The 15,040-nt window shown below is 37.1% G+C and carries 17 protein-coding genes and 1 riboswitch; of the genes, 5 read left to right on the top strand and 12 right to left on the bottom strand.

The window, feature by feature from the left end:
• The first annotated feature begins 40 nt into the window (after positions 1 to 40).
• From FI644_RS18040 to FI644_RS18030, 3 genes are all read left to right on the top strand, one after another.
• Positions 41 to 268, top strand: a complete 228-nt coding sequence (locus FI644_RS18040) for a spore coat associated protein CotJA (RefSeq protein ID WP_053476838.1) — start codon at positions 41 to 43, stop codon at positions 266 to 268.
• Positions 265 to 525 carry a spore coat protein CotJB gene (locus FI644_RS18035; RefSeq protein ID WP_053476839.1) on the top strand — a complete coding sequence of 87 codons (261 nt, stop codon included), beginning with the start codon at positions 265 to 267 and terminating at the stop codon, positions 523 to 525. The genes FI644_RS18040 and FI644_RS18035 overlap by 4 nt, the downstream gene beginning before the upstream one ends.
• 80 nt (positions 526 to 605) lie before the next feature.
• A complete protein-coding gene (locus FI644_RS18030) occupies positions 606 to 1,175 on the top strand; it encodes a manganese catalase family protein (protein ID WP_053476840.1) in 570 nt (189 codons plus the stop codon).
• 41 nt (positions 1,176 to 1,216) lie between these two features.
• Here FI644_RS18030 and FI644_RS18025 read toward each other — a convergent pair whose 3' ends face one another.
• The 5 genes from FI644_RS18025 to FI644_RS18005 all read right to left on the bottom strand — a co-directional run bounded on the left by FI644_RS18025 (position 1,217) and on the right by FI644_RS18005 (position 5,608).
• Complete coding sequence (locus FI644_RS18025; RefSeq protein WP_053476841.1) at positions 1,217 to 1,675, bottom strand: YpbF family protein; 459 nt, start codon at positions 1,673 to 1,675, stop codon at positions 1,217 to 1,219.
• 85 nt (positions 1,676 to 1,760) lie between these two features.
• The gene (locus tag FI644_RS18020) at positions 1,761 to 2,453 is read right to left on the bottom strand and encodes a LysM peptidoglycan-binding domain-containing protein (protein WP_142108687.1); all 693 of its coding nucleotides are present in this window, start codon (positions 2,451 to 2,453) and stop codon (positions 1,761 to 1,763) included.
• On the bottom strand, positions 2,446 to 3,045 hold the full coding sequence (locus FI644_RS18015; protein ID WP_142108686.1) for a CPBP family intramembrane glutamic endopeptidase: 600 nt from the start codon (positions 3,043 to 3,045) through the stop codon (positions 2,446 to 2,448). Before FI644_RS18015 ends, FI644_RS18020 begins: the two co-directional genes overlap by 8 nt.
• Positions 3,045 to 4,550 carry a RecQ family ATP-dependent DNA helicase gene (locus tag FI644_RS18010; RefSeq protein WP_056685447.1) on the bottom strand — a complete coding sequence of 502 codons (1,506 nt, stop codon included), beginning with the start codon at positions 4,548 to 4,550 and terminating at the stop codon, positions 3,045 to 3,047. Before FI644_RS18010 ends, FI644_RS18015 begins: the two co-directional genes overlap by 1 nt.
• A complete protein-coding gene (locus FI644_RS18005; RefSeq protein ID WP_246066966.1) occupies positions 4,547 to 5,608 on the bottom strand; it encodes a YpbB family protein in 1,062 nt (353 codons plus the stop codon). The genes FI644_RS18010 and FI644_RS18005 overlap by 4 nt, the downstream gene beginning before the upstream one ends.
• Positions 5,609 to 5,912: 304 nt before the next feature.
• Here FI644_RS18005 and FI644_RS18000 point away from each other — a divergent pair, with 304 nt between their 5' ends.
• Positions 5,913 to 6,161, top strand: a complete 249-nt coding sequence (locus tag FI644_RS18000; RefSeq protein ID WP_053476845.1) for a ferredoxin — start codon at positions 5,913 to 5,915, stop codon at positions 6,159 to 6,161.
• 102 nt (positions 6,162 to 6,263) lie between these two features.
• Here the strand turns inward: FI644_RS18000 and FI644_RS17995 are convergent, their stop codons facing one another.
• Positions 6,264 to 6,848 (bottom strand): ECF transporter S component, encoded by a 585-nt coding sequence (locus FI644_RS17995; protein WP_053476846.1) that lies wholly within the window; start codon positions 6,846 to 6,848, stop codon positions 6,264 to 6,266.
• 164 nt (positions 6,849 to 7,012) lie between these two features.
• A riboswitch (FMN riboswitch) is annotated at positions 7,013 to 7,216 on the bottom strand.
• 208 nt (positions 7,217 to 7,424) lie between these two features.
• Between FI644_RS17995 and serA the strand changes: the two genes are divergently transcribed.
• A complete protein-coding gene (gene serA, locus FI644_RS17990; protein ID WP_142108685.1) occupies positions 7,425 to 9,005 on the top strand; it encodes a phosphoglycerate dehydrogenase in 1,581 nt (526 codons plus the stop codon).
• 256 nt (positions 9,006 to 9,261) lie between these two features.
• Here serA and FI644_RS17985 read toward each other — a convergent pair whose 3' ends face one another.
• The 6 genes from FI644_RS17985 to FI644_RS17960 all read right to left on the bottom strand — a co-directional run bounded on the left by FI644_RS17985 (position 9,262) and on the right by FI644_RS17960 (position 15,038).
• The gene (locus FI644_RS17985; protein WP_053476848.1) at positions 9,262 to 10,074 is read right to left on the bottom strand and encodes a histidinol-phosphatase; all 813 of its coding nucleotides are present in this window, start codon (positions 10,072 to 10,074) and stop codon (positions 9,262 to 9,264) included.
• Positions 10,075 to 10,138: 64 nt separating this feature from the next.
• Positions 10,139 to 10,318 (bottom strand): hypothetical protein, encoded by a 180-nt coding sequence (locus tag FI644_RS17980; protein WP_056685453.1) that lies wholly within the window; start codon positions 10,316 to 10,318, stop codon positions 10,139 to 10,141.
• A 119-nt stretch (positions 10,319 to 10,437) separates the two neighbouring features.
• A complete protein-coding gene (locus tag FI644_RS17975) occupies positions 10,438 to 11,667 on the bottom strand; it encodes an RsiX family anti-sigma factor (RefSeq protein ID WP_053476850.1) in 1,230 nt (409 codons plus the stop codon).
• Positions 11,642 to 12,193 (bottom strand): RNA polymerase sigma factor SigX, encoded by a 552-nt coding sequence (gene sigX, locus FI644_RS17970; RefSeq protein WP_142108684.1) that lies wholly within the window; start codon positions 12,191 to 12,193, stop codon positions 11,642 to 11,644. Before sigX ends, FI644_RS17975 begins: the two co-directional genes overlap by 26 nt.
• Positions 12,194 to 12,543: 350 nt before the next feature.
• Positions 12,544 to 14,325, bottom strand: coding sequence for an ATP-binding protein (locus FI644_RS17965; RefSeq protein WP_053476852.1), 1,782 nt, complete (start codon positions 14,323 to 14,325; stop codon positions 12,544 to 12,546).
• A complete protein-coding gene (locus FI644_RS17960; RefSeq protein ID WP_053476853.1) occupies positions 14,322 to 15,038 on the bottom strand; it encodes a response regulator transcription factor in 717 nt (238 codons plus the stop codon). The genes FI644_RS17965 and FI644_RS17960 overlap by 4 nt, the downstream gene beginning before the upstream one ends.
• Positions 15,039 to 15,040 lie beyond the last annotated feature (2 nt).

Genomic DNA, 15,040 nt, shown 5'->3' with positions numbered 1-15,040 from the left:
TTCATATGATTGAATGACCTACTTACAAAGGAGGGATTACATGTTTACACCTACTAAAGCTTACTACCCATATATTAGTCCTTTCGATCCTTGCCCACCCATTAAAGTAAAAACCTACTCCACTCCCCCCAATCTTTATATGGGTTTTCAGCCTCCTAATCTTCCTCAATTCAGCCCCATGGAGGCTCTCAGAGCAGGAACTCTATGGAAACCATTCTATGATCCATATTTCAGTCCATATGAGAAGGTAAAGGAGGGACGCTCATGAAACAGCTGCCAGCAGAATATTATCAGCTTTTAGAACAGCTTCAGGCAGTAGACTTCGTATTAGTTGAACTAAATTTATACCTTGACACACATAATGGAGATGAAGAGGCAATAAAGCAATTTAACCATTATGTCAGTGAGCGGAAAAAGTTAAGGAAAGCATATGAAAGCAGGTACGGTCCACTAATGCACTTCGGCCACAGCTATTCAGGTACCCCTTGGAATTGGGACGATGCCCCATGGCCATGGCAAGTTTAAGGACTGGAGGAAGGATTCGGTTCGGGCAGTAAGATAGCAGATTTTGAAAGTATTATTAGAAAGAATGAAGGAGGGGTTCTATGTGGGTCTACGAAAAGAAATTACAATATCCTGTTCGAGTCAGTACTTGTAACCCGATGCTTGCAAAATTTTTGATTGAACAATACGGCGGAGCGGACGGAGAACTTTCAGCTGCATTAAGATATTTAAACCAAAGGTATACGATTCCAGATAAGGTGATAGGACTTTTAACAGATATCGGAACAGAAGAGTTTGCACATTTAGAGATGATTGCCACAATGGTATTCAAGCTAACTAAAGATGCAACACCAGAACAAATGAAGGCCGCAGGGTTAGGTGCACATTACGCAAATCACGATAACGCCCTTTACTATGAAAATGCGGGCGGTGTCCCTTGGACTGCTACGTATATTCAAGCAAAAGGAGATCCGATCGCGGATTTATACGAGGATATTGCTGCGGAAGAAAAGGCTCGAGCTACCTATCAATGGATTATCAATATGAGTGACGATACAGATTTAAATGATAGTTTACGCTTTTTAAGAGAACGAGAGATTATACATTCCCAGCGCTTTAGAGAGGCCGTTGAAATCCTGAAAGATGAACAAGGTAAAAAGAGAATATTTTAATAGACTGGAAAAGAAGCAATTCACCATGCTTCTTTTCTAGTTTATTTATTTTCATGAAAAAGATTAATATCATAATTTGCTTTCATCATGTCAAAAACAAGATGCCTGTTTTTCCATTCCTCTTCCTTCTTCCAGAGATCCTTGCTTTTATCAATGATTTCACATCTTAATGCATGGTATTCTTTCTCTGCTTTTTCTCTTTTGGCTTTTAATAAATTCATTAACCCATACAATCCAACTGTAAAAACAATTAAATATAAATTAGCTGAATTATTCACATAAGCAGAAAACATGGCAGCAAAGGAGTAGGAATACGGTTCAATCACGGTTTGATTAATATAAAGTAAGTAGAAGAAGGTTATAAAAACCGTTGCCCACATAACATATAAATGTCGGCGCTTAAAATTATCAAACTTTCTTTTTCTTTCTACTACCTTTTGAAGCATTTTTCTTGTTGCTTGATCCGTTCTTTCATCAAGCATTTTAATCGATGATTCCATTTTCCCCCTCCTCGTATACCCATACAGCTCACTATACTCCTACTATATGAGCTTGTACGCAGGTATATGATTAAGGAAGATGAAATTACTTCTTGGGAATCGTTAATACTTGACCTACATGAATGTCGGTACCGTTTAAATTATTCGCCTTTCTTATAATTTCAACGCCATCTTGAGATTGGTAATATTTCAAAGCAATACGAAACAGATTTTCATTTGACTTAACTGTATGATAAATGACTGCTACTTCCTCTTTTTGTTCTTCTTGTTCTTTTGGCAGTTCTTGATTTGATTGATTTTCGGATTCTTTTGAGGTTTCCGTCAAACCTTTATCATTTTCGTCGCCATTAACTGGATCCCTTGGAGTTGGGATAGAAGAATCAGAATCTGCCTGATTATTATTTTTAGCTGCGTCATCTTTTGTATTCGGGGTATCTTCTTTTACTTCTATCACTGTCTCTTTGTCTTTTTTATTTTCGTAGCCTACCGTTTCAAACCCTGAATTCGCTGTGCTCGCCTTTTCAGAACTTCTCGGGCTATCACCATTCAAAGAATGATAAATACTTAAAACCGCTATTGGCAGCAAGATAAAAAATAAAGCAAGTAAACTAATGACAGGATACTTTATTTTCCATTTATTTTTCTTTTTTTTCTGGTGGTGAAGCCTGCTCCTCGGCGGCAATTTTTCTTTAACCGGTTCATTTTCATTATCTAAATTTTTCTCAATTTTCTTCCTAAGCCGTTCAGCTTGATCTCTGTAAGGATCTTCTCTATTCATTGAACATCCCTTCCTGTTTGTTATTACGGTTCCTTATAAGTATACCAAGTAAAAAATCTATAATAAAATGCATAAAAATGGTTACCCATAAATTCCCCGTTAGTAAAAAAAGATAACCAATAAAAAAGCTTAAAACAATAATATTTACAAATAAAAACCAGTTAAATAAATAGCGATAATGAACGATAGCAAAAATTATACTAGAGAATACTAATCCGACATGCGTCTGGATAATGCCCCGAAATAATACTTCCTCGCAGAAGGCAACTACTGCTGCAATGAATGCTATGTGTATGATATTTCGGTTACGAAAGATTCTCTCATTTAATCCCCCATCATCATAATAAGATGCCGGCAGGATTCTCATTAAAATAAGGTCAAGTAAGACCACTGCTAATCCAGCCACTCCCCCAATTAAAAATATCCGATAATCAGTCCATTGAAACAGGTTCAAAAACTCTGAAAGACTATCAAATAAAATGATACCTAAAATAAGTGAAATCGTTAATAGGATCAATTGGGTAAAATAGAGATGAAATAATAGCTGTTTAGTAGAAATTTCCTTAATCATATCAGCATAATTGTTCTTCATCAGCCTCGCTCACTTACTAAAAGAATTTTTGCCAGATGTTTTTTCCAATCAAAAAAATTATCAGCAGTTTTATGATTTTTTGTTTTCGGATAAAAAACAGTTAAATCAATTCCACATTGATCGCAGCAATCATCTATCTCTATTGTCTTGTCTTCTTTAAAATACTTCAAGATATTTTTTCTTCTGCAGCCATTTAATTGTGCTTGTGTCCATATAAGCATATCGTTAATTTTTTTCCTCTTCACCTGTAAACGCTCGTTAATGAAGACTTTTAATTGTACATACCTTTGCTGCATAGGCTCTTTAGTGTTCCCAAATAAATAATCTGCTACTACCCTCCACTGGACCTCTGTTAAGCCGGAAAGACTTATCAGTTCATTTTCAAGTTCACCTAAATCATTAATTGAATTATTTTTTTCTTCAAGTAAATGATAGACAAAATCAAGCTGTGCCTCACTTGGCAGTTCTCCCTCTGCAAGCTGAAATGGCAGCTGCTCATCTCCTGGAGAATATAGAAGGAGGGCAATGCTTTTCATTCCATCCCTGCCTGCTCTCCCAATTTCCTGCAAATAGGATTCGAGCTGGAGCGGCATATGAAAATGGATCACATAACGAATATTTTCTTTATTAATCCCCATCCCAAATGCACTAGTAGCACAAATGACATCCAGCTGGTCATGAAGAAATTGCTGTTGAATAAGAACCCTATTTTCTTGTTCCATCCCTCCATGATACGCCATCACCCGATCGATCCCATTTTGCTTTAAGTGAATTGTCATCTTTTCAGCCATTTTTTTACTGGAAAAATATACAATCCCTGGACCTTCAAGGTTTTGTACCAGCTCCACTAATCGATCAGATTTATCATGATAGGAGTCAATGACCTCAACAGCTAATACAATATTCGGGCGGTCTACTGAATATATATATTCATTCCAATTTTTCAAGCTTAGTGAAGAAATTAATTCTTCCTTTACTTCAGGTGTTGCCGTTGCAGTTAACGCAAGGGTTAACGGATTTCCTAATTTCCGCCTGAAATCCCCAAGCTTTAAATAATCAGGTCTAAAATCGTACCCCCACTGAGAAATACAGTGTGCTTCGTCAATAACGAAAAGTGCGATTTGAAGCTCCCTCAGTCTATTCAAGATAAAATCAGATTTCAGCATTTCTGGAGAAAGAAAGATAAATTTATACGTATTCAATTGAGATAAGGCTTGTTTTCTCTCCTGTGGCGTTAAAAAAGAATTGAATGCTATTACTCTCTTTTCCCCGTTCATCATTAACTGCTCCGTCTGATCCTGCATTAAAGATAAAAGTGGAGAAATAATGATAACCTGTCCTTTTAACAAATAACCTGACAACTGATAGCATAATGATTTTCCCGTTCCAGTGGGGAGCATCGCTATCGTATGATTCCCTTCTAAAATGGAGGAAATCACTTCTTTTTGTCCAGTTCTAAAAGTCGTGTAGTTAAAATACTTTTTCAAATGCTCCTCCAGCTTCATTTCTTTTCACCGCCTTTTGCTAAAACTAAACGGATTTCAAAATAGTCTACATCTGGAACTAATTCTCGAATATGTTTAAGCTGTTTTGATGATACTGAGTTGATTGCCATTTTTATTTCCTTTTGCTTGTCTATATTTACAAAGGCTGAGATATCAAAATTAGGAATATTCAAGGCGATTTCGACGAGATGATCCTCAATCGTGTTCTTTTTCAATTTCCGCATTTGGGCAATTTCTTCAAGTCTGTATCCCATCTGTAATAGATTAAACGTTCGATTACTTGACTCTGTGAGTGGCGTGGCCCTTTTTTTGTCCTCAATCATACAGCTAAGAAGCGGAAAATCGCCTTGTTTCGTTCCGACTTTTTCCAGCATATAATGAAGTATACTAAGGAATTGTATATGATAAGCTTCTTCATCCATGTCAAATTGATCAGCAGCCTGTGCTTCAGTTAATCCAATTATTTGATAGCCTGTTACTCTCTTCACAAATATAGACGGATCTAGACCGTCCATTGTTTCCAGGCATGCCACAAGTTCATCATATAACTTCTCAGCTAGTTCATCCTTGCTAAGCTTACATTTATATAAGTAACCCTTTAGCCACTTATGATGTTCCTTGCTCTTTTGAATGGGCAAATATTTAGAATTGCGATTTTTCAGATGGGAGATTACTTGGATAGCTAGTGAAAGCCTTTCCCAAAAAAGATCTGTTAAGTTATGAAATTTCCAGCCATTCAAATTGGCGGGAATAGGATTTGGTTTGAAGTACTCTTCAAGCTGCTTTAAACCCACGGACGTCACACAATAGCTCTGCTCCGCATTTGTTGAAACGAATCCTTGTTTGTTCAAAATGTCAATGTACATGTCTAATTCTGCTCTTTTTAGTAATGGGAACGTACTAAAAAATGTCGTTAAATTAAAAATGTGAGCATCCTGAATAGTTTGCGATGATTTCTTTCCATTCAATAGATGAAGAATGGAATAAATGGTCCGCTCCCCATTTATTTTATGTAAACAGTATAAAACAATCATAGAAAGATAAGAATTTTTCATCATATCACACAGCCTTAGATTTACTGAAACAAACATATCCATAATTAAAATAATTCTATTTTTCTTTGGAAATTTATTCTTTTTATGATAGGAACTTTCTATCATCTTACATTTTATCATGAATAAAAATTTTGAGTCTGATTTAATCTCACTTTTATAGGAAATCGCTCAAACTTGTTGTGATAAGCATTCTCAATACTTTTTCTATTGAAATGTTGACCATTCAGTTTTACAATAGGTATGAGGAATACGTTTTAATCTTCAAAAAATATCAGAATATTTGTTTTAAATTTTGGGAGGTTTTTTCATGGCAAAGTATACAATTGTTGACAAAGAAACATGTATCGCATGTGGGGCATGTGGAGCTGCAGCACCAGACATTTATGATTACGATGACGAAGGCATTGCGTTCGTTACACTAGATGATAACCAAGGAATTGTTGAAATTCCAGATGTATTAATCGACGATATGATGGATGCTTTCGAAGGCTGCCCAACTGATTCCATTAAAGTTGCTGATGATTCATTCGATGGAGATCCACTTAAATTCGAATAGTTTTCTTTTATAGTGAACGCTACTGCTCCCTTTTTTTATTAAAAGGGAGTTTTTTAATATAAAGAAAAAGCAACGGTGCAGGCCGTTGCTTTCTTTTTTATATTAGATCGCATTCTTATATGAACCTTGCTTGTTAATCCAAGGACTCATGCGTGTAAATAATAGCATAAATACAAGAGTAATTAATAACCCCTTGATAATATTAAAAGGCAAGATAGCCGTTACAACGACTGTACGTATTTCTGGAGCAGACATTGCTGGCATATTCAAAAAGAGGGTATATGCCGGATAAATGATAAAGTAATTTAATACACTCATGATCACAGCCATGATAAAGGTGCCAATTACTAATCCAACTGTCATACTTTTTTTTGTTTTTAATTTCTTATACACGAAGTATGTCGGTAATATAAATAGGATACCCGCCACAAAGTTTGCAATATGGCCTACTGGCACACCAGTTGCACTTCCAGTCATAAAGTAATCTAATATGTTCTTAATCAATTCCACTAAAATCCCAGCCACTGGACCAAAGATTAACGCAGCAATCAATGCAGGTATATCGCTAAAGTCAATCATTAGAAAATTTGGAAATGGCGGCAATGGGAAATTTAATAGCATCAAAATGTACGAAATGCTGCTGAGCATCCCAATTCCAACTAAAGCTTTAACCGTAAGTTTTTTCATGTTCCTCTCTCCTTGTTAGGACTATCTCTCCTAAAGAAGAAAGGTTCAGCAGTATTATAAAGCCTAAGCAAAAGAAAACCCTCAAGCACATCGCTTGAGGGAGATTACAAAGGCTCACTAAATAAACGTTCAAATAACCTGCATTTTTTGAACGTCTGCAGAACCTCCATCTTCTCCCATCCAGACTGTACTGTCGGCTTTGGATTCGCACCAAATCCTGCCCCAAGCTAGAACATCCAAAGATCACATCAGCATTTTGCTGCTAAGGTTTCATTGAATTATGCTTTAGCTATTATAGGCTCGCGGGCTTAGAGTAAATAATACTCATCACCGCCGGTCGGGAATTTCACCCTGCCCCGAAGATAGACCGTATAATTTTTTACAAATATTATTATACTCGAAAAAAAATAAAAAGGGAAGGCTTTAACTTTGCCACCATTCAGGCTATAAAATGACAATTTATTAACTTTATAATATTAAAGCGCTTCCAAACGAAATAAGTATGCTTAGTGAATTGACAGATGTCTGTCTGTCTTGTAAAATTATCTGAATATTATTTCCATTCGAGGTGTTTACATGTTTACTATTTTAATTGCTGATGCAATTAGCGAAGAAGGTTTACAACCGTTATTAGAAATGGATAATGCTACGATTATTCAAAAAAAAGCCTCAGATCCAGAAGTTAGCCTAGAGGTCATTGATGCCTTACTTGTAAGAAGTGCAACTAAGGTTAACGATGAATTATTAAACAAGATGCCGAATTTAAAAATTATCGCCCGTGCTGGTGTAGGAGTTGATAATATTGAAGTTGATGCAGCCACACGCAAAGGCATCGTTGTCATTAATGCACCTGATGGCAATACAATTTCTACCGCCGAACACACCTTTGCCATGATGGCCTCCATGATGAGAAATATTCCCCAAGCCCATCAAACAGTCAAAAATTTAGAATGGAAGCGAAATAACTATCTTGGAACAGAGCTCTTTGGAAAAACATTAGGTATTATCGGGATGGGTAGGATTGGTACAGAACTTGCTAAGCGATCAAAAGCATTTGGCATGATGATTAAAGTATTTGATCCATTTTTAACAAAAGACCGCGCAGCAAAGCTAGGAGTTGAGTCTTGTCCCATTGATTCAGTATTACAGGACTCGGACATTATAACTGTCCATACCCCACTCACTGCAGAAACAAAAGGCATGATTAATGAACAAGCTTTAAGCAAAACGAAGAAAGGGGTTTTCTTTCTTAATTGCGCCCGCGGAGGCATTATTGATGAACAAGCACTTGCTAAGTATATTGGGATTGGACATGTAGCCGGTGCTGCTCTTGACGTCTTTGAAACGGAGCCTCCAGGTGAAAATCCACTGTTTAAATTCGATAATGTGATTGCCACTCCTCATCTAGGCGCTTCAACAAAAGAAGCACAGCTAAATGTGGCTACCCAAGTGGCAAGGGAAGTGCGATTATTTTTAGAAAATAATCCAGTCTCAAACTCTATCAATCTACCGGCAATCTCAAAAGATATTTTTGAGAAAATTCGTCCATTTCATCAAATGTCCAAACAAATGGGTTATATTATATCTCAATGCATAAAAGAAGGGATTCGTGAACTATCGATTACATATTCAGGAACTGTTGCCGAATTAGAAACTTCCTATTTGACGAAAGCAACATTAGCAGGATTCTTTAAAAATAGAATCGCTGTTAATGTTAACGAAGTAAATGCCCTGCTGACAGCCAAAGAACGTGGCATCACCGTTGGAGAAAAAATATCTGCTGATTCTTATGGCTATGCTAACTGCATTACTGTAACTGCTAAGGGTGAAGAAACTTCATTTACAATCAGAGGAACATATATTGAGCATTACGGGCCTCGTATTGTTTATCTAAATGGATTTAATATTGATTTTCTCCCAGAAGGAAACCTCCTTTACATTCAGCATATGGATCGCCCTGGTGTCATTGGACGTGTTGGAAGAATACTAGGGGATTATTCCATTAATATCGCGACAATGCAGGTAGGAAGAAAAGAGGCAGGCGGTGAGGCCATCATGGTGCTTTCTTTTGATAAGCCATTGGAGGACGACACATTCGCATTACTAACAAAGCTTGATGATATTATTTCAATCAATCGAATAACAGTATCTGATTAAACAAGAAAGGGATGACTCGCAAGTGGAGTCCTCCCTTTCTTGTAGTCTAGGAAATAATAAAATCGAATGTTGTGGATAACTTTGGAAAAAGGAAATTGTCTAGCGCAAGCGTCCTATCGCCTATCAAACTTCAGGTCTCCTCCGCAACGATTGCGTCAACATCGGTTCGCTCACTTACCGTGTTTCCTTTATCGCTGTCGTTGTCCCTTCCAGTTTGTACGGCGATGATCAAGGCGCTTGCGCTTTTCTTATTTTATTAACCTAGTGGGTATGTTTGTCGTTCTCCTTTTGAAAAAGTCATGATTGATGTATATCCAACTTCTTTTGCCAAAGTTATTGCTTGATCAAAGTCCGCACCCACATGCTCCGGGAAATGAGCATCTGATGACAATACGATTGGGATATTTTTCGCAAAACATTTTTCTAATAGCCGTTTATCTGGGTATAGCTCTCCCACCGGTTTTCTTATGCCTGCTGTGCTTATTTCCACACATGTCTTTGATTCGGCTAAAGCATCTGTAGCACGCTCATACTGTTCTAAAAGAAACTCCTCATTTTCCGGTACATATTTAAAGATTTTTACTAAATCAATATGTCCAATAATATCAAACAAATTGGACTGGGCCAGGGTAACAACCTGGTCAAAATACTGCTTGTAAATTTCGTAAATATCCCTTTTTTCCCATTCATGTTTATACTCTGCTAAGTCAATGCCAAAATCGCCTATCCAGTGGATCGAGCCTATTACATAATCAAAGGAATAGGCTTGAATGAATTGCTTCATTTCCTCATGCTTCCCTGGAGTGTAATCCATTTCGATCGACATTTTTACATCTATCTCTTTTGTCCATGCTTCTTGAAATAGACTTATATAATCCTTCATATCATAATAACGTCTCTCATTTACCCATGGATTCTGCAAAATGTCTGCTGTCTGATAAAAATGATAGGCATGCTCTGAAATACCAAAGCTATTTATTCCTTTTTGTTTTGCCATATCTGTAAACTGCCGTAAATAGTCTAAACTCAAAGTACCCATTTCCAAATGATTATGATAATCTGTAAGCACCTTTTCGCCTCCCTAATTTTTACCTATTATACTTTGAAGGCTACAGACTAGCAAATCATAGATTCTATGAAATAAATTGAGATAACTCCACTGGTGTGTCTATTGCTTCTGCGTGATGTGCCCGTGTATTTTTTCCGCCAAGAAATAATAGGCTGACACAGAGTACCATTATAATTGCAATAATAAAACGTTTGATGTAATCCACCTTGCTCCCCGCTCCTCTTCTTTCTTTAATTCCTGCCATATTCACCATATGATGTGGATCTTATGTTTATTACATAAAAAGAAGACAAGCCATTGGCTCATCTTCTTTTGTTCTTTACCAAACTGTTTTTATTTGTTACGAAGTCGCTTCCGCTTTACTTATGGTAAGCTGCGCTTATTTGCTGCAACCGGTACTTTAATTTCCTCGGTTAAATTAAATCTGCCTACCATCTCTACTTTCGCATTCTCCATTTTTACTGCCTGGTAATTAAAGTCTTTAGCTGTTAAAAGAATGGCCTCGATTGTATGCAATGTAGACTCATCGTTATTAATGACGGAACCTTCTCCAAAGTGAATGGTTAACTTCTTTTCTTCCTGGTTTACCTCTGTTTCAAAATTTATATCATCAGGTATTGAAGCAAATAATTTTGCTTTTTCCTGGTTTTCTTTCATAGCCGCTAATGCTTCGCTGATTGAACTAAACTTTTCTCCATACGGAACAATATAAGGCTTTTTTACCGTCTCATTCGGATAATAAAAATAATACGCATGATTTCCATATTCAGGTATAAATTCTTCTATAACGCCACTATTCCCAAGGTCCATCCCAGGCTTCCCATCTGTTGTAAACTTAATTTCACTAATATCTAAAGCGGACAGCGTGTAGCTAAGCGCTACATTAAAAACCGTTTCAGCTGCTGAACCGTCTCCGTATGGATGGTCGACAGGAAAATCGACTGTTAGTACTTTGCTTTGCTCATCAAGCATAAATTCTGCTTTTAATGGGAAATAATCCTTCAGTCCCCACTCTTTTTCATTTAAATTCATCATATTTTCTTCAAAAAGATCAAATTTGGTTTTATCTTCTTCCTTTGCTACTAGTACACTAACTGGTACCGCCATCATTGCCTTTTCATCAGGGATCGCATAAGTCAGTACTTCCATCCCGCCAATATCCTCTTCATATACAGCCGTTGTTAGATCTTCCATGTCCAATGATCTGATTTCCATCTTGTCTTGCACTTCAGGGTTCTGCTCTGCCGTATACGGGATCGCATTTTCTTCTTCAATGCTTACTTTTTCCTCTGTTTCTTGTAAATCAGCATTTTCCTTCATTGAAATTTTTTGAGAGGATTCCGATTGATTTGCAAGATCTGCCACCTGTTCTTCTGAGCTCTGCCAATTAAAAAGGTTAGGGACAAGAATAAAAAATAGAACGGCGGCTAAAGCAGCTGCTGCAGAAGGCATGATCCATGTTCGTTGTTTTCGCTTATTCATCCGAATGGTAATATTTTGGTATATCTCACGAGGATCACGTTCATCTTTAATTTTTGGCATTTGGCTTAATAATTCTTTAAGCTGTTCATCGCTCCATTCTGATTTTTTCACTTTCCATCCCCTCCTTTCCAATCATTTCTTCCATCTGTTTCTTTAAAATTTTTAATGCTCTGTGCTGAGTCGTCTTTACCTTACTTTCCGTCCAGCCTAAGCTTTCCGCGGTTTCTAAGATTGAAAACTCATGAATATACCTCATAACGATGACAAGCCGCTGATCAACCGTACACTGATCCAAACACTTGTATATTTGTTGAATCTCCTCATTTTGTACCGCGATATCTTCAGGTATGGGCTGATCATCCTTAACCTGAGAGGTAGACCAATCAAACTTTTCTAAAATTCTTTGCTTCCACCCTTTTTGTTTACGAAAAGAATCAATTGCCACATTACGGGCAATCGAAAAAAGCCATGTCTTTTCACTGCTTTTTCCTTCAAATCTTTCATACGATTTTAATACTCTTATATATACCTCTTGTACAAGGTCTTCAGCCTGTTCTTTGTTTTTGACCATATAAAAAAGAAATTGAAAAACGTCATGATGATATTTTCTATATAATTCATCAAAAACGGAGTCCATCGATTCCCCTCCCCGTTCATTAATTTAGTCGAATAAAAAAATGAAAAAGTTACACCTTTAAATATAGTATTTTCTATACAAAAAAGGAAGGATTTTCTCAGGAATCCTTCCTTTTGCATTTGTTCATGATTCATTTGTTTTAAAAAGACGAGAATTGTCTAGCTACAGCGCCTATCGCCTACCAAACTTCAGGTCCCCTCCCTACGATAAGTCAACATCAATTCGCTATCACTCATTGTGTTTCCTTTATCGAAAGAACAGGCCCTTCCAGTTTGTACGGCGATGATCAAGGCGCTTCCGCTTTTCTATTGTTTCCCGTGAATCAAGAACAATCGGCATGGTCTACAATATTATTCGTTTTTTCGAGGAATAAGGATAGAAAATGTCGTTCCTTGACCAAGCTTGCTTTGTACGGTAATTTGACCTTTATGTGCATTGACAATATTTTTGGCAATGGCCAGTCCTAATCCTGTTCCTGATCGTCCTCTTGTTCTCGCTTTGTCTGCTTTATAAAACCGTTCAAAAACAAAAGGCAAATCTTCCTCTGGAATACCTGAACCCGAATCTTTCACCTCTATGATCAAGCCGCGTTCATCCATTTGTTCGGAGACCTTTACAAATCCATTTTCAGGTGTATGGCGAATCGCGTTATCAATTAGGTTGGTTAATACTTGATCTAATCGATCAGGATCAAATTTAAACCAAGCTTCAGTTCCTTCAAGTTCCTGCTCCAGCATAATCCCCTTGTCTTTTGCAAGTCCTTGAAACTTCCGAATAATTTTTTGAAAATAAGAATGAACTTCAATCTCTTCAATTGTTAATTGGATATGACCAGCTTCCATTCTAGCAAGATCTAGCAATTCATTGACAAGCCTGCCCATTCTTAAGGATTCATCATAAATGACTCGAGCCATCTCTTTCTTTTCGTCATCAGTTCCAGCTATATCATCTACAATGGCTTCGCTATACCCTTGCATCATTGAAATGGGTGTCCGAAGTTCATGCGAAACATTTGCGATAAAATCCTGCCTAAGCTTATCCAGCTGTCTTTCTTCTGTCATATCACGGATAACAGCTACCGCACCACGAATATATTTATTATTATAGAGTGGACTTACAATCATCACCCAGAACCTTCCCTGAATAGAGATTTCACCAACTTGTTCTTTTTCTGTATTAACAGCCTGTTGGAAAAGCTCCATTACTTTTGAAGGAACAGCCGCTGTATCTGCATTGCCTTCCTCTTGTTCATAATACCAATTATGCAAAAAGCGATCTGCAGGAGGGTTAGTGATTAAAATCGTACCATCTCTATTAAACGTAATGACACCATCTGCCATCCCACTTAAAATACTGGCAAATTGCTCTTTTTCCTGACTTAAAGCATTCATATTAAATTTCAGCTGTTTCCCCATTTGGTTAAAGGCAATCGCCAATTCACCAATCTCGTCATGAGAGGTTAAAGGGATTTTCGTATCAAATTTCCCCCTTGCCACTTCAAATGCAGCCTCTCTCATTTTACGAAGTGGAGCAGTAATACGAGTGGATAAGAAAAAGGCAAAAATAGTTGTTAAAATAATGGCTACACCCGCAGCAAGAAAAATAAATTTCGTTGTCGTCCGAGTTGTTTCCTGCATAACCTCTAATGACTGGTATATAAAAACAGCACCATTTTCATTATCTGTTTCCTTTAAAGGCACACCAATAATTAATATTTTCGTCTTATCATTATCCATTTCCTCTTTTATAGAAAAGGGGGAAATCTTCTGTACTGTTTTCTTTTCGGTAAATACCTTTTGTAAATCTTTATCTTCCGTTAAGTACGACAAAGGCAACTGAAATGATTGGTTTTTATTAGGTGAATAATTGTATTCATTTTCTTTGTGAATGATAACAATTTTTGTAAAGTCATCAACTAATTCCCACGCAATTTCCAGCCCGATTTCTTTCTCATGTTCCTCCAGAATCCGAGCAATTTTTTGCGCAGTATCTGTAAGCCCTTTTTCTGTTTCGTTGATATGATAATTTTCAAAGAACTCAAGGAGCATAATCGTTAAAATAAATAACACAAAAGATACGAGCAAAAGTGTGGTAATCCACAGTTTACCTACAACACTGCGCCACAGCATCATTCATTAATAACCTCAAACTTATAGCCGACTCCCCAAACAGTTACAATCATTTTTGCCGCTTGTTCTGACACTTTATTTAACTTTTCACGCAAGCGCTTTACATGTGTATCGACCGTTCTTAAGTCACCAAAAAACTCATAATGCCACACTTCTTTAAGCAATTGTTCCCGATCGAAAACTTTATCAGGAGATTTTGCTAAGAAATAAAGCAGTTCATATTCTTTCGGAGTAAGACTTACTTCTTTTCCATCCGCTAATACACGATGCGCATCATGATCAATTGTTAAATGAGGAAAGACAATGACATCTTTCGCAGTCGTTTCTGTTTGAATGAAAGATGTTTTTGATGAACGGCGCAGCAATGCCTTTACACGCAAAACAACTTCTCTTGGACTAAACGGCTTCACAATATAATCATCAGTGCCAACCTCAAAACCTTGTACTCTGTTAACTTCCTCCCCTTTGGCTGTTAACATGATAATTGGCGTAGCTTTTTTCTCTCTTACTTCACGGCATACTTCGATTCCATCTTTCCCGGGCATCATTAAATCGAGCAGAATGACATCATACTCATTTCCTAATGCCTTTGCTACCGCTTCATTCCCATCCTCAGCTTCGTCTATGAAATAGTTTTCCCTCTCTAGGTACATTTTTAATAAACGTCGAATCCTTTCCTCATCATCCACTACTAAAATCCTAACGTCTTTGTCCATAA

The sequence above is a fragment of the Cytobacillus solani genome, assembly GCF_006704205.1.
Classification (GTDB): domain Bacteria; phylum Bacillota; class Bacilli; order Bacillales; family Cytobacillaceae; genus Cytobacillus; species Cytobacillus solani.
Note: the sequence above shows the minus strand (reverse complement) of the source record. Positions and strands in the feature narration are given on the sequence as shown.

Bases quoted from the DNA above. Each gene is read 5' to 3' on its own strand.
- FI644_RS18040 (WP_053476838.1), top strand. From the start codon at position 41: ATGTTTACACCTACTAAAGCTTACTACCCATATATTAGTCCTTTCGAT.
- FI644_RS18035 (WP_053476839.1), top strand. From the start codon at position 265: ATGAAACAGCTGCCAGCAGAATATTATCAGCTTTTAGAACAGCTTCAG.
- FI644_RS18030 (WP_053476840.1), top strand. From the start codon at position 606: ATGTGGGTCTACGAAAAGAAATTACAATATCCTGTTCGAGTCAGTACT.
- FI644_RS18025 (WP_053476841.1), bottom strand. From the start codon at position 1,675: ATGGAATCATCGATTAAAATGCTTGATGAAAGAACGGATCAAGCAACA.
- FI644_RS18020 (WP_142108687.1), bottom strand. From the start codon at position 2,453: ATGAATAGAGAAGATCCTTACAGAGATCAAGCTGAACGGCTTAGGAAG.
- FI644_RS18015 (WP_142108686.1), bottom strand. From the start codon at position 3,045: ATGAAGAACAATTATGCTGATATGATTAAGGAAATTTCTACTAAACAG.
- FI644_RS18010 (WP_056685447.1), bottom strand. From the start codon at position 4,550: ATGAAGCTGGAGGAGCATTTGAAAAAGTATTTTAACTACACGACTTTT.
- FI644_RS18005 (WP_246066966.1), bottom strand. From the start codon at position 5,608: ATGATGAAAAATTCTTATCTTTCTATGATTGTTTTATACTGTTTACAT.
- FI644_RS18000 (WP_053476845.1), top strand. From the start codon at position 5,913: ATGGCAAAGTATACAATTGTTGACAAAGAAACATGTATCGCATGTGGG.
- FI644_RS17995 (WP_053476846.1), bottom strand. From the start codon at position 6,848: ATGAAAAAACTTACGGTTAAAGCTTTAGTTGGAATTGGGATGCTCAGC.
- serA (WP_142108685.1), top strand. From the start codon at position 7,425: ATGTTTACTATTTTAATTGCTGATGCAATTAGCGAAGAAGGTTTACAA.
- FI644_RS17980 (WP_056685453.1), bottom strand. From the start codon at position 10,318: ATGGCAGGAATTAAAGAAAGAAGAGGAGCGGGGAGCAAGGTGGATTAC.
- sigX (WP_142108684.1), bottom strand. From the start codon at position 12,193: ATGGACTCCGTTTTTGATGAATTATATAGAAAATATCATCATGACGTT.
- FI644_RS17965 (WP_053476852.1), bottom strand. From the start codon at position 14,325: ATGATGCTGTGGCGCAGTGTTGTAGGTAAACTGTGGATTACCACACTT.
- FI644_RS17960 (WP_053476853.1), bottom strand. From the start codon at position 15,038: ATGGACAAAGACGTTAGGATTTTAGTAGTGGATGATGAGGAAAGGATT.